Genomic DNA, 21497 nt, shown 5'->3' with positions numbered 1-21497 from the left:
CCTACAGAAGCGGACGTTTTTTTGTAGCCGTTGCCGCACGTTCCGCTCGATCGCAGCCTGCGGCAGCGGCTACAGCATTCCTTGAGGCCATGAAAAAAGCCCCGTATCTCGCGATACGGGGCTTTTTCATTTACCGCTCGATCAGGCCGCTACAAGGCCCGATTGACCGCTCATGGCCAGGTCCAGCAACTCGCGGTTGGCCACCGCGTACATGGCGTAGTCGGTGCCGCTGGCGGCACGGATTTCCACCAGCATCGCGCGCCAGCGCTCGACCATGCTCTGGTTCTGCTCAAGCCACAGGGCCACGCGGGCTTCCATGTCTTGCGGCGCGTCGGCCATTTGCAGGACCGAGATGGTGATCGCCCGCTGCTGCCAGTCCACGTCGTCGCGGAAGGCTTCGCGTGCCTGGGCCTGCCAGTTGTTGGCCACCGGCAGATCGCTGATCTGCTGCAGGTACCACGGCAGGTCCAGGGCGCTGCCCACGGCGAAGTAGGCCTTGGCCACATCGGCGGCGTCGTGCCCGGTGACATCCGCGGCCTCGATGATCGGCAACAGGGTGTACAGGTGGGTGGTACCTGCCACCATGCGCGCCAACAGCTCAGGCACGCCGGCTTCGACGTAGGCGGTGTAGCGAGTCTGCCAGCCTTCGCGAGTCGGGCCTTCCAGCAGTTCGTCGAGCTTGAGGCCCAGCGCCGCCAGGTGCGGACCGAAGTGCGCGACGTCACGCGCGGCATCCTGCTCATTGCGACGGCTGCGCAGGAACCAGCGGGTGGCGCGACGGCCAAGGCGCATCAGCTCGTCCATCAGCTCCAGTTGCACCTGGGCCGAGACCTGGTGATCCAGGGCTTCGATCTGGCGGAACCAGTGCGGGAGATGGAAGATGTCACGCACGATCACATAGGCGCCCGCCACGTTGGCCGGGCTCATGCCAGTGGACTCCTTCAAGCGTTGCACGAAGGTGATGCCCATGTGGTTGACCAGGTCGTTGGCGATCTGGGTGCTGACGATCTCGCGCTTCAGGCGGTGACGGCGCATGGCCTCGGCGAACTTGCTGACCAGGGTCGGCGGGAACGCGGTTTCCATGTCGCGGGTCAGGTAGTCGTCGTCCGGTACCAGGGAGTTGAGCAACTGCTCCTTGAGGTCGATCTTGCTGTAGGAGATCAGCACCGACAGTTCCGGACGGGTCAGCCCGTGGCCGGCGGCGACGCGCTCGTTGAGCTGATCTTCCGACGGCAGGAACTCGATGGCGCGGTCCAGCTTGCCACGGCCTTCCAGGTCGCTCATCAGGCGCTTGTACTCGGCGATCCGCGCGAAGGCGCGACGGGCCGCCAGGGACAGGGCCTGGGTCTGCTTGTAGTTGTTGCCCAACACCAGGCCACCGACTTCGTCGGTCATGCTCGCCAGCAGCTGGTTACGCTGCTTGTCGGTCATGTCGCCGGCCTGCACCACTTCGTTGAGCAGGATCTTGATGTTCACTTCGTGGTCGGAGCAGTCCACGCCACCGGCGTTGTCGATGAAGTCGGTGTTGGAACCGCCGCCATTGAGGCCGAACTCCACACGACCCAGCTGGGTCATGCCGAGGTTGCCGCCCTCGCCCACCACCTTGCAGCGCAGCTCGTTGCCGTTGACCCGCAGCGCATCGTTGGCCTTGTCGCCGACATCGGCGTGGCTTTCCGTGCTGGCCTTGACGTAGGTACCGATACCGCCGTTCCACAACAGGTCCACCGGCGCCTTGAGCAAGGCGTTGAGCAGCTCGGTCGGGGTCAGCTTGTCGGCCTGGATGTCGAAGCGTTCTTTCATCTGCGGCGAAATGGCGATGCTCTTCGCGCTGCGCGAGAAGATGCCGCCGCCTTCGGACATGATGCTGGTGTCGTAGTCGCTCCAGGCCGAACGCGGCAGGTCGAACATGCGCTGGCGCTCGGCGAAGCTGGTGGCCGGGTCCGGATTCGGGTCGATGAAGATGTGCATGTGGTTGAAGGCCGCGACCAGCTGCAGCTTGTCGGACATCAGCAAGCCGTTGCCGAACACGTCGCCGGCCATGTCGCCGACGCCCACCACTGTGATGCTGTCTTGCTGGACATTGATGCCGCGCTCGCGGAAGTGGCGCTGCACGCCGACCCACGCGCCCTTGGCGGTGATGCCCATTTTCTTGTGGTCGTACCCGGCGGAACCGCCGGAAGCGAACGCATCGCCCAGCCAGAAGCCGTAGTCGATGGCAATGCCGTTGGCGATGTCGGAGAAGGTCGCGGTGCCCTTGTCCGCCGCCACCACCAGGTACGGGTCATCGTCGTCGTGACGTACCACGTTGGCCGGCGGCACCAGGGCGCCGTCCTTCAGGTTGTCGGTGATGTCCAGCAGGCCGGAGATGAAGATGCGGTAGCAGGCGATGCCTTCGGCCGCGATCTCGTCCCGGCTGCCGCCCAATGGCAGGCGACGCGGCAGGAAGCCGCCCTTGGCGCCCACCGGCACGATCACCGAGTTCTTCACTTGCTGGGCCTTTACCAGGCCGAGGACTTCGGTACGGAAGTCTTCTTCGCGGTCGGACCAGCGCAGGCCGCCACGGGCAACGTTGCCGAAGCGCAGGTGCACGCCTTCGACGCGCGGCGAGTAGACGAAGATTTCGAACTTCGGCACCGGCTTGGGCAGCTCGGGAATCAAGTGCGGGTTGAACTTGAAGCTGAAGTACGACTTGTTATGGCCGTTGGCGTCGGTCTGGTAGAAGTTGGTCCGCAGGGTGGCCTTGATCAGGTCCAGGTAGCGACGCAGGATGCGGTCTTCGTTGAGCACCTGGACATCGTCCAGGGCGCTGAGGATCGCGTGCTCCAGGCGCTGCTGCTTGTCTTCCAGGTCATCGCTGCCGAGCTTGCGCGCCAGGTAGAAGCGGGTCTTGAACAACCGGGTCAGCTCGCGGGCGATATCGGTGTGGTTGTTCAGGGTGCTGGCGATGTAGCCCAGGTCGAAGCCCAGGCGGATCTGCTTCAGGTAACGGGCGTAGGCACGCAGCAGCGCGACGTCGCGCCATGGCAGGCCAGCGGTCAGCACCAGGCGGTTGAACGCGTCGTTCTCGGCATCGCCACGCACGATGTGGACGAAGGCGTCCTGCAGGGTGTCGTTGAGCTGCTGGATGTCCAGGTTCAGGCCTTCGGCCGCGGTGAAGGCGAAGTCGTGGATCCAGAACTCACGGCCGCTGGCGTGGCGCAGGCGATACGGGAACTCGCCGAGCACGCGCAGACCGAGGTTTTCCAGGATCGGCAGCACGTCGGACAGCGCCAGCGGGGTATCGGCGTGATACAGCTTGCAGTGCAGCAGCGGCTGGCTGGTGGACTGGGTCAGCGGCTGGTAAAAGCTCATCACCAGCGGGTTGGCCTCGGACAGGCTCAGCAGGTGCTGCATGTCGACCACCGCCGAATGCGCGGCGAAGCGCTCGCGGTAGCCGGCCGGGAAGCCTTTCGGGAAGTCGGCCAGGACGTTGGTGCCGTGGGCTTCGCCGAAGCTTTCGACGGTCAGCGCGGCGTAGTCGTCCTGCCAGCTGCGGCAGGCCTGCACCACTTCTTTTTCCAGCAGCAGCGGGTCGATGTCGATGCGGTTCTTCGGGTCGACCCGCAGGATCAGTTGCACACGCGCCAGCACGGACTCGGAGAAGAAGGTCCAGAACTCGCAGTCGGTGGCCTTCAGGCGATCCATCAGCACCTGCTGGATCTTCTGCCGCACTTCGGTGGAATAGATGTCGCGCGGCACATAGGCCAGGCAGTAGCAGAAACGACCGTACGGGTCCTTGCGCAGGAACACGCGGATCTTGTTGCGTTCCTGGATCTGCACGATCGACATCACGGTGTTGAACAGCTCGTCGACCGGGGTCTGGAACAGGTCGTCACGCGGCAGCACTTCGAGGACCTGGGCCAGTTCCTTGCCCAGGTGCGCCTTGGCCTGGAAGCCGGAGCGCTGCTCGATGATTTCCACCTTGCGGCGGATATAAGGAATCACCCGCACGCTTTCGCCGTACACCGACGAGGTGTACAGGCCCATGAAGCGGCATTCCTTGAGCACATTGCCATCGGCATCGATCTGGCGGATCGACACGTAGTCCGGGTAGGCCGGACGGTGTACACGGCTTGGGTGGGCGGCCTTGGCGAACGACAGCGGCGTCGGTTCGCGCAGGTAGTTCACGGCGTAGTCTTCGATGCGCAGGTCGTCGACGGTGAGGCCGGCGCGCAGCAGCTTGGTCAGGCCGAGGAAGGAGTCCTGGTCGTACTCGATATGGCCACCGTGGTGGTCCTCGCGCACCACGAACTCTTCGTAGCCAAGGAAGGTGAAATGGTTGCCCACCAGCCATTCCAGGAAGCTCTTGATCTCGCCCTTTTCATCGGCGTCGATCTCGAACTGGCTGTTGCCGATACCATCGATCAGTTCCTGGACCTTGGCTTTCATCGGCTCGAAATCGGCCACGGCGACGCGCACCTCGCCAAGCACCTGCTCCAGTTCCTTGCTCAGGACATTGAGCTCGGCGGTGTTGGCGCAGCGGTCGATCTCCAGGTACATCAGCGATTCTTGCAGGATGCCTTCGCCCTGGGTGCCCTTGGGCAGGATTTCCAGCAGCTCGTTCTTGCTCCCGCGACGCACGCTCAGCACGGTGGTCTGCAGGGTGTGGATGCTGTAGCCGCGACGGTTCAGCTCGGTGCGGACCGAGTCCACCAGGAACGGCAGGTCGTGGTGCAGCACTTCGACCGCGGTGTGGGTCGACTGCCAGCCATGACGTTCATAATCGGGGTTGTAGACGCGCACTTGCGGTTGCGCGTGGTCGAAGCGCTCAAGCAGGCGCCAGGCAGAAAGGGTGCAGCCCGCCAGGTCGGACAAGCGACGCTGGGTGAGTTCGTCCAGAGAAATGATGCCGAAGAATTGTTCAGCGAACAGCGCCACTTGTGGCAGTGCCTGTTCACTGATGTGCTGCGCCAGTGCCGCTTGCAGTTGGTGCTGGAAGTCGGCCTTGCTGGCTGCGGTGAAGAACGCCATCTGTGGTACTCCGCTTGGGCTTGTTATTGAGTAAAGCGTCGCATGCAATCCCCTTGCGGGGGTGTCGGTCATCCTGCTCCTGGATCTCGGGCAGAGGTCGCAGGATGACAGGGTGGTGAAGCTGTACGAGACGCTCAGGTCACATTCACCGTTCCCGGATGGGCATCTGCAAAAACGACTGCCACGGTGCGCCGGGCAATGCCTTTACAGGTGCTCATCCGTTGCGCAGCTTAACGAGTGCGGCAAGCGCGCTGCTTGCGGTGCTGCGACATATTCGGTCATTGGCAGGCAACTGGCGGGCCAGGCCTTGAACAACACTAGCAGCCGCCGGACAAAACGGCGGTCGCGCCGAGGCTTTACGGGACTGTCGTGCCAGAAGCGGCCCGCGCCGGGAACCCACTCTCTGACACACAAAGCAGCAGAAATTCCCCCGGGCTGGCAGAATTGCACTTTGTTCGCCCCGCTCCCCCACCGGAGCCAGCCCCAGGACTCGCCCCATGCAAATGACCACCGCCCACCTGATCGCCAACCCGTGCGACGACGAAGAAGACAACATGGCCATGCTCTGCTGCCACAGCAACCAGGGCGAGATGTTCCTGATGACCCGCTACCCGGACGAGGACGAACTGGAGATCACCCTGGACGGCGAACCCTCGACCCTGGACGGGGTGAAAGTCACCCTGGGCCCGACCCGCCTGCTGATCGAAATCGCCGCGGCCGACGCCGACGCGCTCAATGGCAGCGATCACCTGGAGATCCTGCACAACACCGCGGCGGCGGACCTGGCGGAAGTCGAGCAAACCCTGCGCAACATCCTCAAGGGCACCGGCACCTATATCAGCGAGCTTTGATTTTACGAACTCTGCGATTTTACGAGCTCTGATTTTACGAGCTTTGATCGACAAGCTTTGATTCAACCCCCTTTGAGCAGGCGACTGGTTTCTTGACAAGAAACCGGCGCCCCGGCATTGTCTGACAACCTGACTTACGAGCCCCCTCCTCCATGCTTCAGCTCCAGCGCCCCGACACCCTGGTCGAACGAGTGGTCAACGCGATCCGCAAGGAGATCGACGCCGGCCGCCTGACCGCCGAATCGCGCCTGCCGACCGAACAGCAATTGACCGAGCAACTGAACGTCAGCCGCTCAGTGGTGCGCGAGGCCGTGGCGCAACTCAAGGCCGACGGCATCCTGGTCAGCCGCCGCGGGCTGGGCTCGTTCATTTCGCAGAATCCCAACGGCAGCGTGTTCCGTTTTCCCAGCCAGAAGGGCCGCAAGCCCGACCTGGTGCAGATGTTCGAAATGCGCCTGTGGATCGAAACCCAGGCCGCCTCCATCGCCGCCCAGCGCCGCGACGACGCCGACCTGCAACGCATGCGCAGCGCCCTGCAGGAGATGCACGACCAGCGCAGCGATCTGGCCGCGGCCGCCCTCGCCGACGTGGAGTTCCACCGGGCCATCGCCGACGCCAGCAAGAACCACTACTTCGTCGCCTTCCATGATTTTCTTCGTGGCCAGCTGGCCGAAGCGCGGCGCACCGCCTGGGAAAACTCGGCGGCCCATTCGGTCGGCGGTTCCGCCGATGCCGGCCGCGAACACCAGGCGCTGTACGAAGCCATCGCCGCCGGTGACCGGCAGCAGGCCGCCGCCTGCGCCGAAGCGCACCTGCGAGCCGCGGCCAAACGCTTGAAAATCGACCTGCCGAGTATCGATTAACCCCCCGTAATCACCGCCTGACGGACGCTGCCGCGCGGCGTCTTTTGCTTGCTTAGCTTTGTCTGACAACCTGATGATCAGACCCGAACAAGAATAACCAAGGTGACATCTGCATGATCTACGACTACTGCATCATCGGCGGCGGCATCGTTGGCCTCGCCACCGCCATGGCGCTGCTCGAACGCCAGCCCGGCGCTTCGCTGCTGATCCTGGAAAAGGAAAACCTCCTGGCCCGGCACCAGACCGGCCATAACAGCGGGGTGATCCACGCCGGCATCTACTACGCCCCGGGCAGCCTCAAGGCCGACCTGTGCAAGCGCGGCGCCCAGGCGACCAAGGACTTCTGTACCGAGCACGGGATCAGGTTCGAGGTCTGCGGCAAGCTGCTGGTGGCCTCCACACCGCTGGAAGTCGAGCGCATGCATGCCTTGTACGAGCGCTCGCAGCAGAACGGCCTGAAGGTCGAACGGCTGGATGCGCAAGAGCTGCAGCGGCGCGAACCGAACATCGTCGGCCTCGGCGGCCTGTTCCTCGATGCCACCGGCATCGTCGACTACAAGCAGGTGTGCGAAGCCATGGCCCGGGTCATCCAGAAGGCCGGCGGCGAAGTGCAGCTGCAAACGACCGTGCGCGCCATCGCCGAAAGCGCCGACAAGGTCACCATCAGCAGCGACGACAAGGTCTGGAGCGCCCGCCAGCTGGTGGCCTGCGCCGGCCTGCAATCGGATCGCCTGGCGGCCCTGGCCGGGGTCAGGATCGACCACCAGATCATCCCGTTCCGCGGCGAGTACTTCCGCCTGCCGGCGGCGAAGAACGCCATCGTCAATCACCTGATCTACCCGATCCCCGATCCGGAGCTGCCGTTTCTCGGCGTGCACCTGACCCGCATGATCGACGGCAGCGTCACGGTCGGGCCCAACGCCGTGCTCGGCCTGGGCCGGGAAAACTATCGCAAGTTCTCCATCAACTGGCGCGACGTGGCCGAGTACGCAACCTTCCCCGGTTTCTGGAAAACCATCTGGAACAACCTCGGTTCCGGCACCACGGAAATGAAGAACTCGCTGTTCAAGCGCGGCTACCTGGAGCAGTGCCGCAAATACTGCCCGTCCCTGGAAGTCGCCGACCTGCTGCCGTACGAGGCCGGGATTCGCGCCCAGGCGGTGATGCGCGACGGCACCCTGGTGCACGACTTCCTGTTCGCCGAAACCCCGCGCATGGTCCACGTCTGCAATGCCCCCTCGCCGGCCGCGACCTCGGCCATCCCCATCGGCCAGATGATTGCCGAGAGAATCCTCAAAGCCCGTTGATCCCCGCTGCACGGGTGCCTGGCGCCCGCTTGAAAATAACTACAAACAACAAGGAATCCTCAGATGTCAGTCCATGAGGCGGCCCCGGCCGCATGCGAAACGCCGCAACAAAAACAAAAACGCCTGCGCAAGGTCGCGGCTGCGACCATCTTCGGCTCGATGCTGGAGTGGTACGACTTCTATCTGTACGCCACCATGGCGGCCATCGTCTTCTCGAAAATCTTCTTCGACCCCAGCAACCCGAAAGTCGCCTCGCTGCTGGCGTTCTCCACCTTTGCCATCGGCTTTATCGCCCGGCCCTTCGGCGGCGTGCTGTTCGGCTATTTGGGCGACCGGTTCGGGCGCAAGCAGGTGCTGGTCATCACCTTCTGCATGATGGGTGTGTGCACCACGCTGATCGGCCTGATTCCCAGCTATGCCTCGATCGGCATCTGGGCGCCGATCATCCTGGTGCTGGTGCGGATCATCCAGGGCTTGGGCGCCGGCGCCGAGCTGTCCGGCGCGGCGGTGACCTCCTATGAGCACGCCAGCGAAGGCAAGCGTGGTAGCCAGGGGGCCTGGCCGGCGCTGGGCCTGAACCTGGGCCTGCTGCTGTCGTCGCTGACCGTCTACCTGCTGACCATGAACGGCAACGACTTCCTGCTCTCCGGCGGCTGGCGCATTCCGTTCGTTTGCAGCATCGCCCTGGTCGGCGTCGGCCTGTGGGTGCGGCGCAGCATTCCGGAAACCCCGCAGTTCGAGAAGCTGGACAAGGCGCAGGAAAAGGACAGCGCCAAGGCCCAGGCCTCGCCCCTCAAGTTGCTGTTCAAGAACGACCTCAAGGGCCTGGCCGTGGTGCTGTTCGTGGCCATCGGCTACAACGCCCTGAGCTACATCTTCAAGACCTTCTCCCTGGCCTACCTGACCCAGTACAAAGGCGTCGAGGCCCATGTCACTTCGCTGTCGGTGACCATCGCCAGCCTGGTGGCGATAGTCGCCGTGCCCTGCTTCGGCTGGCTCTGCGACAGGTGGAGCAGCAAGAAGGTGCTGATGCTCGGCGGCCTGTGCTCGGTGCTGTTCGCCTATCCGTTCCTGAGCCTGCTCAATACCGGCGAGCCGCTGATGATCTACCTGGCCATCGCCATCGGCACCGGGGTATTGGCGCCGATGATGTTCGCGCCCCAGGGCTCGTTCCTCAGCCGCCAGTTCCCGACCCAGACCCGCTCTTCCGGATTCGGTACCGGCCGCGAAATCGGCACCGCCATCGCCGGCGGCCTGGCGCCCCTGGGCGGGCTGGCCCTGGTGGCCAACTCGGCCACTCACTCGACCGACGGGGTGGCGCTGATCCTGGCGGTCTCGGCGGTGATGGTGGTGGTCTTCGCCCTGTGCGACCAGGGCCGCAAGCACTCCAGCTTCAAGAACTGAGCACCCGCCACTGACGCGCCGTGAGGGCGGCGCGTCAGGCACCCGCCGCCATCCCCTTGCGCCGATCCTCACAATAGGTCCCAGCACTGCGGACGATTACCGGTTATTTACAGAAATTTGCCAGGTGCCGTTAGTCGCCGGGGGCCCGGATGGATTAAAGTAACGCCCCCAGCCCTGGCGTTATTCGAACGCCCTCGGTCACCCTCTGCAGGAACAGTCATCGATGGAACATCGTGAAGCGCTACTCGCGCTGCGAACCTTTCTTTCAACGCAGATTCTCGGCCAGGAAAAACTCATCGAGCGCTTGCTCATCGCCCTGCTCGCCGACGGCCACATGCTGGTCGAGGGCGCCCCGGGCCTGGCCAAGACCAAGGCCATCAAAGAGTTGGCCGAAGGCATCGAAGCACAGTTCCATCGCATCCAGTTCACCCCCGACCTGTTGCCGGCCGACATCACCGGCACCGAAATCTATCGCCCGGAAACCGGCAGCTTCGTGTTCCAGCAAGGGCCGATCTTCCACAACCTGGTGCTGGCCGACGAAATCAACCGCGCCCCGGCCAAGGTCCAGTCGGCCTTGCTCGAAGCCATGGGCGAGCGCCAGGTCAGCGTCGGCCGCAGCACTTATGAGCTGTCGCCGCTGTTCCTGGTGATGGCCACGCAGAACCCCATCGAGCAGGAAGGCACCTACCCGCTGCCCGAAGCCCAGCTCGACCGTTTCCTGATGCACGTGAAGATCGGCTTCCCCGACGCCGCTGTCGAGCGGCGCATCCTGCAACAGGCCCGTGGCGAAGCGCTGAACGGCGAAACCAAGCCCGAGCGCCGCATCAGCCAGCAGGCGATCTTCGCCGCGCGCAAGGAAATCCTCGGCCTATACATGGCCGACGCCGTGGAGGAATACCTGGTGCAGTTGGTGATGGCCACCCGCACCCCGGCCAAGTTCGACCCGGAGATGGCCGAATGGATCGCCTATGGCGCCAGCCCGCGCGGTTCCATCGCCCTCGACCGCTGCGCCCGGGCCCACGCCTGGCTGGCCGGGCGCGACTTCGTCAGCCCCGAGGACATCCAGGCGGTGCTGTTCGACGTGTTGCGCCACCGCATCATTCTGTCCTTCGAAGCAGAAGCCGCCGGCATCGACCAGGACCGGGTGGTCCAGCGGATTCTCGACGTCGTAGCCGTCGCTTGACCCCGATGAACGCCAGCCCTGTCGATGCCCCGGGCATCCGCGTCAGCCTCGCCGAGCTGATCGAGATGCGCCATCGCGTGCGCGAAGTGCAGCTGTTCTCCACGCCGAGCCAGCGCAGCCCGCTGGTCGGCCTGCACCACTCCAAGCTGCGCGGCCGTGGCGTCGACTTCGACCAGGTGCGGGTCTACCAGGCCGGCGACGACGTGCGCAGCATCGACTGGCGCGTCACCGCGCGCACCCAGGAACCGCACACCAAGCTGTTCCACGAAGAACGCGAACGGCCGATCTTCATCATGGTCGAGCAGAGCCGGCGGCTGTTCTTCGGTTCCGGGCTGATGTTCAAGTCGGTGCTCGCCGCCCAGGCCGCGAGCCTGATCGGCTGGGCCGCCCTGGGCCACAACGATCGGGTCGGCGGCCTGGTGTTCGGCGACGACGAGCACTACGAGATCAAGCCGCGGCGCAGCAAACAGAGCCTGCTGCAACTGCTCAACCGCTTGGTGCGGGTCAACCAGTCGCTGCACAGCGAAACCGAACCCGAGCGCGACGCCCTCGGCATCGCCCTGCGCCGTGGCCGCGAAGTGCTGCGCCCGGGCAGCCTGGTGATCGTGATCTGCGACGAGCGTGCCCTGAGCGACGCCGCCGAACAGCAACTGAGCCTGCTGTCGCGCCACTGCGATTTGCTGCTGATGCCGCTGTCCGACCCGCTGGACCACGCCCTGCCCGCCGCCGGCCTGCTGCGTTTCGCCGAACGCGGCGCGCAGCTGGAGCTGGACACCCTCAACTACGAACTGCGCCAGGCCTACCGGGCGCAGAGCGAAGCGCGCATCGCCCGCTGGGAACTGCTGGCGCAGAAGCTGCGGGTGCTGCTGATGCCCCTGAGCACCCAGAGCGAAATGGTCGAGCAACTGCGCGAGTACCTGAACCCGCAACGCCCGGGGAAAACCCGATGAGCAGCCTCGAGCAACTGCAACCCTTGATCGCCCCGCCCGCCATCGGCCTGTGGCCGCCGGCACCGGGCTGGTGGCTGTTGCTGGTGTTGCTGCCGCTGCTCGGTTTCGGCCTGTGGCGGCTCAAGCGCTTCTGGCCGCGCCAACGTGCCCTGCCCCGCACCGAACAACCGCTGGACCCGCTACGCCTGGCCGCCCTCGCCGAACTGGCGCTGCTGCCCAAGCCCTACGACGGCGCGCCCGCTGGCGCCTGGCTGCAACAACTCAATGGCTTGCTCAAGCGCCTGTGCCGCAACCATTACCCCTACAGCCAGAGCCATACCCTCAACGGCCGCAAGTGGCTGGCGTTCCTCGACAACCGCTGCCCGGCGGCCGGCCTCACGCGCTGGATGGTCCTGGTGGAAGGCGCCTACAAGCCCGAGTGCAAGCTTGACGACAAGGCCATCGCCGGCCTGACCCAGGCGGTGGAAATCTGGATTCGCAAACATGTTTGAGTTCGCCTGGCCGTGGATTTTCGCCCTGCTGCCGCTGCCCTGGCTGCTGCGGGTGCTGCTGCCGGTGGCCGACAGCGGCGAACCGGCGCTAAAAGTCAGCTTCCTCAGCGACCTGGAAGGCCTGGCCAAACGCCGCGCCCGAGCCAACCTGCCGACCTGGCGCCAGCAGGCTCCGTTCATTCTGTTGTGGCTGTTGCTGCTGGTGGCCGCCGCCCGCCCGCAATGGCTGGGCGAACCGCTGCCGGTGGCCGCCAGCGGTCGCGACCTGCTGGTGGCGGTGGACGTCTCCGGTTCCATGGACTTCCCCGACATGCAATGGCAGGACGAAGACGTCAGCCGCCTGAACCTGGTCCAGCACCTGCTCGGCGACTTCCTGGAAAGCCGCGAAGGCGACCGCGTCGGCCTGATCCTGTTCGGCAGCAAGGCCTACCTGCAAGCGCCGCTGACCTTCGACCGGCACACCGTGCGCGTCTGGCTGGACGAAGCGAAGATCGGCATCGCCGGCAAGAACACCGCCATCGGCGACGCCATCGGCCTGGCGCTCAAGCGCCTGCGCCAGCGCCCGGCACAGAGCCGGGTGCTGATCCTGGTCACCGACGGCGCCAACAACGGCGGTGAAATCGACCCGCTGACCGCCGCCCGCCTAGCCGCCGAAGAAGGCGTGAAGATCTACCCGATCGGCATCGGCGCCGACCCGGAGCAAAGCGGCACCCTGGGTTTCCTTGGCCTCAACCCAAGCCTGGACCTCGACGAGCCGGCCCTCAAGGCCATCGCCGAAGCCACTGGCGGGCGCTACTTCCGCGCCCGCGACAGCCAGGAGCTGCAAGCGATCAAGGACACCCTCGACCAACTGGAACCGGTGACCCAGCAGCCGACCCAGGCCCGTTCGGCGCAGGCGCTGTACAGCTGGCCGCTGGCCGCGGCGCTGCTGTTGAGCATGCTGCTGGTGGTGCGCGAGCGCTGGCCGGACCATCCGCTGCAACGCTTCTTCACCCGCGAGCGCTTTCTGCAACCTTTGCCAGACTGGCGCGAACGGCTCAAACGCCTGCGCCTGCGGAGGCGTCGATGAGCGCGCCGTTCTGGGCCGAACTCTGGCCCCACTGGTTCCGTCCCTGGTGGCTGCTGCTGTTGCCGCTGCTCGGCTGGCTGTTGTGGCAGTTGTGGCACCGGCAGAAACGCGCTGGCCGTTGGCAGATGATCCTGCCGCCGGCCTTTCACGCCGCCCTGCTCAGCGGCGGCAACGGCCGCGAAAGCAAACTGCCGTGGATCGCCCTCGGCCTGGCCTGGATCCTCGCCGTGCTGGCCCTGCTCGGCCCCGGCTGGCAGCGGGTCGAACAGACCAGCCAGAAACCGGCCGACCCGCTGGTGGTGCTGCTGGAACTGACCCCGGAAATGCTCGCCGGCGACGTCCCGCCCAATCGCCTGGAACAGGCCCGGCGCAAGCTGCTGGACCTGTTGCAGGTACGCAGCGATGCGCAGACGGCAATCGTGGTCTACGCCGGCAGCGCCCACACCCTGGTGCCGCTGTCGGACGACCTGGCCACCAGCCGCAACCTGCTGGAAGCCCTCAAGCCGTCGATCATGCCCCAGCCCGGCCATCGCGCCGACCTGGCCCTGCAAAAAGCCTTGAAGCTGCTGGACCAGGGCGCACTGGGCCAGGGCCGGATCCTGCTGATCGGCTCGTCCCTGAGCGAGCAGGAACGCCAAGGCATCCGCCAGGCCCTCGGTGGCCAGGCGCCGCAGCTGTTGATGCTCGGGATCGGCAGCCGCCAGGGCTCGCCGGTGGCCCAGGAAGACGGCAGCTTTCTCAAGGACGAACAGGGGGCGATCCTCATGTCGCGCCTCGACGGTCCGAGCCTGAAGCGCTTCATCGGCGAGGTCGGCGGCCGCTATCGCCCGGCGCGCCTGGACGATAACGACCTGCGCGGCCTGGGCCTGCTCAGCGGTCCGCAGAACCTGCGCAGCGACGGCCAGACCCTGCGCCTGGACACCTGGGCCGACCAGGGTTACTGGCTGCTCCTGCCGCTGTTGCTGCTGGCCGCCTGCGCTGGACGCCGCGGCTGGCTGTTCTGCCTGCCGCTGCTGCTGTTCGCCGTGCCGCAGCCCAGCTACGCCTTCGAGTTCAACGACCTGTGGCTGCGCCCCGACCAGCAGGGCCAGCGCCTGCTGGAACAGAAGCGACCCGGCGAGGCGGCACAGCATTTCGAGGACCCGCAGTGGCAAGGGGTGGCGCTGTACGAGGCCGGCAACTACGCCGCTGCCGCTCAGCGCTTTGCCGAAGGCAACGACGCCCGCGCCCACTACAATCGTGGCAATGCCCTGGCCAAGAGCGGCGAGCTGGAGGCCGCGCTGGATGCCTACGAGCAGGCCCTGGAACTGCAACCGGAGCTTGCCGCCGCGCAAAAGAACAAGGCCCTGGTCGAGCGCCTGCTGCAGGAAACCGAGCCCGAGCCGCCGGAAGAGCCGGCCAAGGGCGAAAGCCAGGACAACGACGAAACCCGCCAGCCGCCGCAAGCCGGCGCGGCGACCCAGGCACCGGTCACCCCGGGCCAGCAGCCGCCGGAGAACAGCCACCCCACCAGCGCCGACGAGTCGACGGACGACGAGGTCGCCACCCCGGGCAACGATGCGGTTCCCGGCAGCGAACTGGGCGACGAACAGACCACCACGCCGCCGCTGCGCGATGCCCAGGACAATTTCGACGGCGAACACCGTCAGGCATTGGAACAATGGCTGCGGCAGATTCCGGACGATCCGGGCGAACTGCTGCGCCGCAAGTTCTGGTACGAACAGCAACAACATCAGGATCAGGGAAAAATTCGATGACCCGCTTCACCACCCTCTTACTCACGCTTGTGCTGACACTCGGCGCCTTTACTGCCCGGGCCGAGGGGCTGGTCGCCAGTGTCGACCGCAGCCGCGTGAACTCCGGGGAAACCGTCGAGCTGACCCTGGAATCCAACAATGTCACACTGTTCGGCAAACCCGACCTGACCCCGCTGCAAGCGCAGTTCGAGGTCCAGGGCACGCGCCAGGTCAACCAGTTGACCAGCCTCAACGGCGACAACCGCGCCATCACCCGCTGGATCATCACCCTGCTGCCCAGGACCACCGGCACCGTGGTGATCCCGCCCCTGCAACTGGGCGACGTACAGAGCCAGTCGATCACCCTGCAGGTGCTGCAAAGCGCAAGCCGCAGCGACAGTGCGCCGCTGGAGCCGGTGTTCATCGACGCCAGCCTCGACCAGGACAGCGTCTACGTGCAGGCCCAGGCGGTGCTGACCCTGCACATCTATCACTCGGTGTCGCTGTACGACGACAGCAGCCTGACGCCGTTGCAGATCGATGACGCGCGGGTCGAACAGCTCGGCGAGTCGCGCACCTATGAAAAAGTCATCAACGGCGTGCGCCACGGCGTGATCGAGATCCGCTACGCGATCTTCCCCCAGCACAGCGGCGTGCTGGACATTCCGGAGCTGACCTTCAGCGCCACCCTGGCCGACACTGCCAGCACCCAGGACCCGGCGCCCCAGGGCCTGAAGCCGGGCAAGCTGATGCACGTGAGCTCCGCGCAGATGCCGCTGACGGTCAAGGCCAAGCCGGCCGAATACCCGGCCGACGCGCCCTGGCTGCCGGCCCGCAGCCTGAGCCTGGGCGAAAGCTGGAACCCCGAGCCGGACCACAGCCAGGTCGGCGACTCGCTGACTCGCAGCCTGACCCTCAAGGCCGAAGGCCTGTCCAGCTCGCAGTTGCCACCCTTGCCAGTGACCGAGGCCAACGGCCTGCGCAGCTACCCGGACCAGCCGCAGCTGAGCAATCAGGTCAGCGACCGCGGGCTGATCGGCAGCCGCGAGGACAGCCAGGCCCTGGTGCCGAACCGCAGCGGCAGCATCGACCTGCCGGCGCTGGAAGTGGTCTGGTGGAACACCCATGAGGACCACCTGGAACGCAGCAGCCTGCCGGCGCGCACCCTGCAGGTGGCGAACAACCCAAGCCTGGTGGTGGACACCCCGGCTGGCGCGACACCATCTGGCGCCGGTGGTGACAGCACCACGCTGTGGGCCTGGAAACTCAGCACCCTGCTGCTCGCCTGCACCACCTTGCTCGGCTTCGGCCTCTGGTGGCGCGCGCGCTGGCAACCGGCAATCCTGCGTGCTGTGCAGGCCGGCCCCAACCCGCGCACCCTGCTCGACGACCTCAAGCGCGCCTGCCTGGCCAACGACCCGCAAGCCACCCGCCAGGCCCTGGACGCCTGGGCCCGCCAGCAACCGGAAACCCTGGCCGACATGGCCGCCCGCTTCGTGCCCCTGTCCGACGCCCTGGACGGCCTGAATGGCGCGCTCTACAGCGAAACCGGCCACTACTGGCAAGGCGAAGAACTGTGGCGCGCGATCCGCGCCATCCCGATCGCCGAACATGTACAGACCCCGCTGGCCGACACCAGCAGCCTGCCACCGCTCTACCCGAAATAACCGAGGAAACCGCACAGCCTTGCGCTGCGGTTTCTGCACCCCATTTCAGAATTCTCCCATTCCTCAGCACGGGCCGAGAGTGAGCTAATCCCCACTCTCCCCCGTCGAGGCAGGCCACGAATTTTGATCATCACCTCCAGCGCCCGTTTTCTGCTTGTCACCCATTTGAAGGGCAGCGCACTCCAGCCAGCCGACCTCCTGCGAGAGCGGCTGAGCTCGATTCTTGACCGAGAGCTGAACGCGAATTGCCAGTTGTTGTTTTGCAATGCCGAGCAAACTGAGTTGGGGTGGCTGATCCAGTCGAACCAGCCCTACCCTGTGTTAGATGCCAGCCTGTCCCGACTGGCCTTAGCCGACTGCCTGGCCCTGCGCACTACCGGATTGCGCCTGGAGCGCTTTGAACTGTTCGAGCAATATGAACAACGTGGGCTGGGTGCCGCATGGCGGGAGTGCAGGAATCTGCTTGAAAGGATGTATTTGCTACTACTGGCGCGGGTTTGAGCGGGACTGACAGCCTGCGTTCGGCCAAAAGCAGACGCTGTCAGTCACTCGCCAAAGTGGATTTCACCCTTGAGCCTTTGCGGTTGAAATGGGCATCGAATCACGCTGAACGCTGTTCTATCCACCGCCGATATTGGCGAGTGCGACAGGCATTGGCGAACTGTTGCAAGAGCAGCGCGCGTAACGGTGACACGCCTGGATAGGGCTTTTTGTCCTGGCTGAGTTTGCGCAGCTGGAACTTGACGACCGCCATGTTGGCCAAGGACGCGATGGCCTTGTTTTTCCAGGTGATCGGTGGCAATTGCGGAGCATTGTCTTTACCCAGAAGCCAATCACGCGGCAGGTAGGGATCGATGGCCAAGGCCGTTCCGATACCGACCATGTCCACGCCACTCTTGACGACCATTTCGGCAATGGGACGCCGGCGTACGCCACCGGTGACCATCACCGGCATCCTGGCGACGGTCTGGATGTCACGGGCAAACTCGACGAAATAGGCCTCACGCGCCAGAGTGCGACCATCGCGCGCCTCGCCTTGCATGGCCGGCACTTCGTAGCTGCCACCGGATAACTCGACCAGATCCACACCCAGGTCGTTAAGCAGCTCAACCACCTTTTTCGCGTCATCGGCGGTGAATCCGCCACGTTGGAAATCGGCCGAGTTGAGTTTGACCGCCACCGCAAAGCCTGGGGAAACCACGGCCCGTACCGCCGTGACAATCTCAAGCAGCAGGCGTGCCCGGTTTTCCAGGGAGCCGCCCCACTCGTCCGTTCTCTGATTGGTCAGCGGCGACAGGAACTGGCTCAACAGATAGCCGTGGGCCGCGTGGATTTGCACACCGGTGAAACCGGCCTCTTCACCGAGGCGCGCAGCCCGTGCGAAGCGCTGGATAACCTCTTCGATCACGCTGGGGGTCATCGCGTGGGGCGTGGCGAAGTGCTTGGACATTTTGCCCAGGTTCAGCGGTATGGCTGACGGTGCCCAGGTCTTCTGCCCAAGGCTTGCCCGCATCTGGCGGCCGGGATGATTGATCTGCAGCCAGAACTGCGCACCGCCGGATCGACCGATCCGTGCCCAGCGGCTGAACTTGTCCAGTTGCTGGTCATCCTGCAGCACCACGCCGCCCGGCCCGGTCATGGCGCGGCCATCGACCATCACGTTGCCTGTGATTATCAGCCCGGCGCCACCATCGGCCCACGCCTGATACAGGCGCATCAGTTCTTCGGAGGGCGCCTGGTCGGCGTCCGCCATGTTCTCTTCCATGGCGGCTTTGGCGACGCGGTTCTTGATGGTCGAACCATTGGGGAGTATCAGGGTGTCGAACACATTCATGGGCAGTCCCTCATTTGACGTGGGGCCAGCCTAAGTTTGAAGTGAGCTTGAAGGTCAATACCTTTTTTCAACTGCATCCGACAGTTTCATCGGACACCGCCTATTCGATGTTCAAGGCGCCCGATCCTGGCAAGCGCGTCACCAGATCGGCGCCCAGCAACCTCGCAGGTGTGTAGGCACCGCCAGCCGGGCGCGCCTGTAACAGGTAGTCGACCACGGTCAGCGCACCGTAGACCGTCAGACTGTAGACATTGGTGGTGTGCACGCGCGCCACCTTGCAATCGCCGCGAGCGTTACGGGCTTCGCCCCAGACATAGGTGCCCTGATCGGCGCGCTTTTCGTCATCCGGGCCGATCACGGTCTTGCCGATGTGTGCCTTGAGCCGCTTCTGCACGAACGACAAGCCCAGCAGCGGGCGAATGAAGTTGGCGAACCTGGCGCTGCGAATCATGCCGGCGGAGCCCGGCACGAACACCTCGATATTGGCAATGCCGGTGGTGTGATAGGCCGTGGAAACGTCCCCCCAGGGAATGGTCATGGCAAGCTTCTCTCCAGCGTCAAAGTCGATACGACGCACCCGATAGGCCAAGGGTACAGACACGATTTTCCCCTCGCGACGTACCTTGCCGCCCTGGGCCAGGCCTTCGATTGAAGTCTTGGCGGTGCCCGGCGACAAGCTGGAGCGCGAATCGAACCCCAAGGCCAGGTGCGTTGCATCCGGCAGCGCGGCCTTGAGTGCGGCGGCGACGCAGTCGGTGGGGATCACGTCGAAGCCGACGCCGGGGCAAATCACCACGCCCACCGCTTGCGCACGCTCATGCAGGGACTGGGCATGCTCGAACACGGCGATCTCGCCGGTGATATCCAGGTAGTGCGAATGGGCCCGCAGGCAAGCGTCCATCATTGGTGCGGCGGTCGCCGAAAACGGCCCCGCGCAATGCAGAACCAAGCCATGGCCCTTGACCTGGGCCAGCAGTCGCACCTCGTCATCCAGCCCGAACATACGTGCCTCAAGCCCCAGCTCCCGGGCCAAGGGTTCGATCCTGTCGCGGCTGCGCCCCGCCAGCACCGGCCTGAACCCACGCTTGACGGCTTCGCGGGCGATCAGCTCGCCGGTATACCCGTAGGCGCCATAGATCATCCATTTCATCTGCGTCACGGGGTGGTCTTGCTGGCTCATGCTGTGGCTCCTGACTGGATGGTTAAGTGCGTTATTGCCTTGTCCAATCGGCGCCAGACGCTAACGTTGAAGTCAGGTTTAGAGTCAAGCAGAAGCGCGCCAGCGCAAACGGAAGCTTTTTGGAAATGTGGGGGTTGACCTTAAAGCATGGTTTAAGGTGAGCATGATTGGCACTGCATGACTGTCGGAGCCCGGATGATGTTGAAGACCCTTGTTTCTTGTGCGTTGGTATTGATAGGCGGTGTATTCATGACTTTTGCAAATGCTGAAACCAACCCTTCCACTGCAATGCCGAAGGATCGCCAGATACTGGTGATCATGACCAACCACGCCAGCTATCCCTCACGCACCGACACCACGGGGCTGTGGTTGACCGAGCTGACGCATTTCACCGATGTCGTCGAGGCCGCCGGTTATACGACGGTTTTTGCCAGCCCCAAGGGCGGAGCGGTTCCACTGGACGAGCGCAGCCTCGGTTGGCTCTATATGGACAAGGCCGCCCGTGAGCATTTGCAGTCACCGGCGTTTCGCGCTCGCCTGAACAACACGATACCGATCGCCGACATCGATCCCTCCCGGTTCAGCGTCATCTATTTCACGGGGGGCCACGGCGTCATGTGGGACTTTCCCGAAAACCCGGACCTGCGTCGTGTCGCCGAAAAGATCTACAACCAGGGCGGCATCGTCTCAGCCGTCTGCCATGGCGTGGCGGGACTGGTGGACCTCAAGGATGAGCAAGGCCAGGCACTGATCAAGAACAGGAACATCACCGGTTTCTCAAATCGCGAAGAGCTGCTTTCGGGCATGAAGAACCAGGTTCCCTTCTTCCTCGAGGACAGGCTGGTCGGCCAGGGTGCGCGTTACCGCAAGGCCTGGTTGCCATTCACCTCATTTGCCATCACCGATGGACGCCTGGTGACGGGGCAGAACCCTCAGTCGCCCAGGGCCGTGGCTGAAGCCGTGATGGCCTTGCTCTCGGCGGGCAATAAAACTCGCTGAGCCATTGCAAACGGCACGCTGAAAACCAACGAAAAAAGCCAGCTCACGGCACTTGACCTTAAAGTTCAGTGCCGAGCTTGCCAGGGTTCGCGGCGTTGTCGGTTATAACCTGCCGAAATGGCTGACAGGTATTGAGCGAAAAGAGGATGCCAAATCGGTGGTCTATGACATTACCGACAGCCAGACCGGCCAGGTGGACGTGTCCTTCACCGCGAAGAAGCTCAATTTGGGAAAATGCTGAAGTACGAATATGTGCCAGCGTTCCAAAGCGCGCTCTACGCGCCAAAACCACTGGTTACCCTGGTTGGTACGCACTGATCAAAGGGGCATGGCTTTTTACCCCTTATCAGCCTGACAGGTTGCCTGTTACTTGGAAGACGCACCATTACGGCGGCCTGAAGCGGGCGCCACCCCCTCTTCGCGCAGACGATGCAATAACAACTGCGTGTTCTCCACACAGCCCATACCCTCGGGCTTACTCTCGACACCCTCGATCACAAGCAGTAGTTGGGCTTTATTCTGGGCCAGCCGTTGCTGGAGAATTTCGATTTCCTCGACCTTGCGCTTGAGCCCACTGAGCAACTCTTCATGCCGCCATCCGTTGGCATTCGTCGGCAGTAACTGGCGGATCTCCTCCAGCGAAAAACCTGCCGCCTGTGCCCCGGTGATGATCTCCAGGACCCACTCGGTGTCAGGTGCGTAGTCCCGATACCCGTTGGCTTTGCGCTCGACGGATTTGATCAGGCCGCTCGCTTCGTAGAAGCGGATGCGTGAAGGCGCCAATCCGCTGATTTTCGCCAGTTCGCCAATTCTCATATTCCCACCCAAAAAAACATTGACCTTGAAGTTGACTTTAAACCTAAAGTTATTTGGCGACCAAGCAGCGCAAGCGTCGCCCCATGACTCAAGAGCTATCTTGTCGAACGCCAACTTTTGACTATCGCCAAACGGCA

At 64.2% G+C, this 21497-nt stretch carries 16 protein-coding genes and 1 pseudogene; 13 read left to right on the top strand and 4 right to left on the bottom strand.

Annotated elements, in window-relative coordinates; translation table 11 throughout:
* Positions 1-141: 141 nt before the first annotated feature.
* Positions 142-5010, bottom strand: coding sequence for an NAD-glutamate dehydrogenase (locus C4K27_RS14365; RefSeq protein ID WP_053260949.1), 4869 nt, complete (start codon positions 5008-5010; stop codon positions 142-144).
* Positions 5011-5507: 497 nt separating this feature from the next.
* On the opposite strand from C4K27_RS14365, the gene C4K27_RS14360 reads away from it, so the two are divergent.
* From C4K27_RS14360 to C4K27_RS14310, 11 genes are all read left to right on the top strand, one after another.
* On the top strand, positions 5508-5861 hold the full coding sequence (locus C4K27_RS14360) for a hypothetical protein (RefSeq protein ID WP_053260948.1): 354 nt from the start codon (positions 5508-5510) through the stop codon (positions 5859-5861).
* A 152-nt stretch (positions 5862-6013) separates the two neighbouring features.
* Entirely contained in the window at positions 6014-6724 is a 711-nt protein-coding gene (locus tag C4K27_RS14355; protein ID WP_007925785.1) for a FadR/GntR family transcriptional regulator, read from the top strand.
* Positions 6725-6837: 113 nt separating this feature from the next.
* Positions 6838-8031, top strand: coding sequence for an L-2-hydroxyglutarate dehydrogenase (lhgO, locus tag C4K27_RS14350; RefSeq protein WP_053260947.1), 1194 nt, complete (start codon positions 6838-6840; stop codon positions 8029-8031).
* Between the two features lie 63 nt (positions 8032-8094).
* Positions 8095-9435 carry an MFS transporter gene (locus tag C4K27_RS14345; RefSeq protein WP_053260946.1) on the top strand — a complete coding sequence of 447 codons (1341 nt, stop codon included), beginning with the start codon at positions 8095-8097 and terminating at the stop codon, positions 9433-9435.
* A gap of 223 nt (positions 9436-9658) precedes the next feature.
* A complete protein-coding gene (locus C4K27_RS14340; RefSeq protein ID WP_007925774.1) occupies positions 9659-10618 on the top strand; it encodes an AAA family ATPase in 960 nt (319 codons plus the stop codon).
* Between the two features lie 5 nt (positions 10619-10623).
* Positions 10624-11568, top strand: coding sequence for a DUF58 domain-containing protein (locus tag C4K27_RS14335; RefSeq protein WP_053260945.1), 945 nt, complete (start codon positions 10624-10626; stop codon positions 11566-11568).
* On the top strand, positions 11565-12059 hold the full coding sequence (locus tag C4K27_RS14330) for a DUF4381 domain-containing protein (RefSeq protein WP_053260944.1): 495 nt from the start codon (positions 11565-11567) through the stop codon (positions 12057-12059). Before C4K27_RS14335 ends, C4K27_RS14330 begins: the two co-directional genes overlap by 4 nt.
* Complete coding sequence (locus C4K27_RS14325) at positions 12052-13128, top strand: vWA domain-containing protein (protein ID WP_053260943.1); 1077 nt, start codon at positions 12052-12054, stop codon at positions 13126-13128. Before C4K27_RS14330 ends, C4K27_RS14325 begins: the two co-directional genes overlap by 8 nt.
* Positions 13125-14885 (top strand): vWA domain-containing protein, encoded by a 1761-nt coding sequence (locus tag C4K27_RS14320; RefSeq protein ID WP_053260942.1) that lies wholly within the window; start codon positions 13125-13127, stop codon positions 14883-14885. The genes C4K27_RS14325 and C4K27_RS14320 overlap by 4 nt, the downstream gene beginning before the upstream one ends.
* Positions 14882-16531 (top strand): BatD family protein, encoded by a 1650-nt coding sequence (locus C4K27_RS14315; protein ID WP_053260941.1) that lies wholly within the window; start codon positions 14882-14884, stop codon positions 16529-16531. The genes C4K27_RS14320 and C4K27_RS14315 overlap by 4 nt, the downstream gene beginning before the upstream one ends.
* 123 nt (positions 16532-16654) lie before the next feature.
* The gene (locus C4K27_RS14310) at positions 16655-17032 is read left to right on the top strand and encodes a hypothetical protein (RefSeq protein WP_053260940.1); all 378 of its coding nucleotides are present in this window, start codon (positions 16655-16657) and stop codon (positions 17030-17032) included.
* A 100-nt stretch (positions 17033-17132) separates the two neighbouring features.
* Here the strand turns inward: C4K27_RS14310 and C4K27_RS14305 are convergent, their stop codons facing one another.
* Together C4K27_RS14305 and C4K27_RS14300 are read right to left on the bottom strand one after the other, a co-directional pair.
* Positions 17133-18365 (bottom strand): NADH:flavin oxidoreductase/NADH oxidase family protein, encoded by a 1233-nt coding sequence (locus tag C4K27_RS14305; RefSeq protein ID WP_053260939.1) that lies wholly within the window; start codon positions 18363-18365, stop codon positions 17133-17135.
* A gap of 100 nt (positions 18366-18465) precedes the next feature.
* Positions 18466-19545, bottom strand: a complete 1080-nt coding sequence (locus C4K27_RS14300; protein ID WP_053260938.1) for a saccharopine dehydrogenase family protein — start codon at positions 19543-19545, stop codon at positions 18466-18468.
* A gap of 195 nt (positions 19546-19740) precedes the next feature.
* Between C4K27_RS14300 and C4K27_RS14295 the strand changes: the two genes are divergently transcribed.
* Positions 19741-20544 (top strand): type 1 glutamine amidotransferase domain-containing protein, encoded by an 804-nt coding sequence (locus C4K27_RS14295; protein ID WP_053260984.1) that lies wholly within the window; start codon positions 19741-19743, stop codon positions 20542-20544.
* Positions 20545-20596: 52 nt separating this feature from the next.
* Positions 20597-20862, top strand: a pseudogene (locus C4K27_RS31225) (acetoacetate decarboxylase (ADC)); the annotation flags it as partial.
* Between the two features lie 48 nt (positions 20863-20910).
* Here the strand turns inward: C4K27_RS31225 and C4K27_RS14290 are convergent.
* Positions 20911-21360 carry a MerR family transcriptional regulator gene (locus C4K27_RS14290; RefSeq protein ID WP_053260983.1) on the bottom strand — a complete coding sequence of 150 codons (450 nt, stop codon included), beginning with the start codon at positions 21358-21360 and terminating at the stop codon, positions 20911-20913.
* Between the last annotated feature and the right edge of the window lie 137 nt (positions 21361-21497).

Origin of the sequence: Pseudomonas chlororaphis subsp. chlororaphis (genome assembly GCF_003945765.1) — a bacterium.
In the GTDB taxonomy this organism is placed as follows: Bacteria; Pseudomonadota; Gammaproteobacteria; order Pseudomonadales; family Pseudomonadaceae; genus Aquipseudomonas; species Aquipseudomonas chlororaphis.
This window is presented reverse-complemented; position numbering and strand designations above follow the sequence as displayed.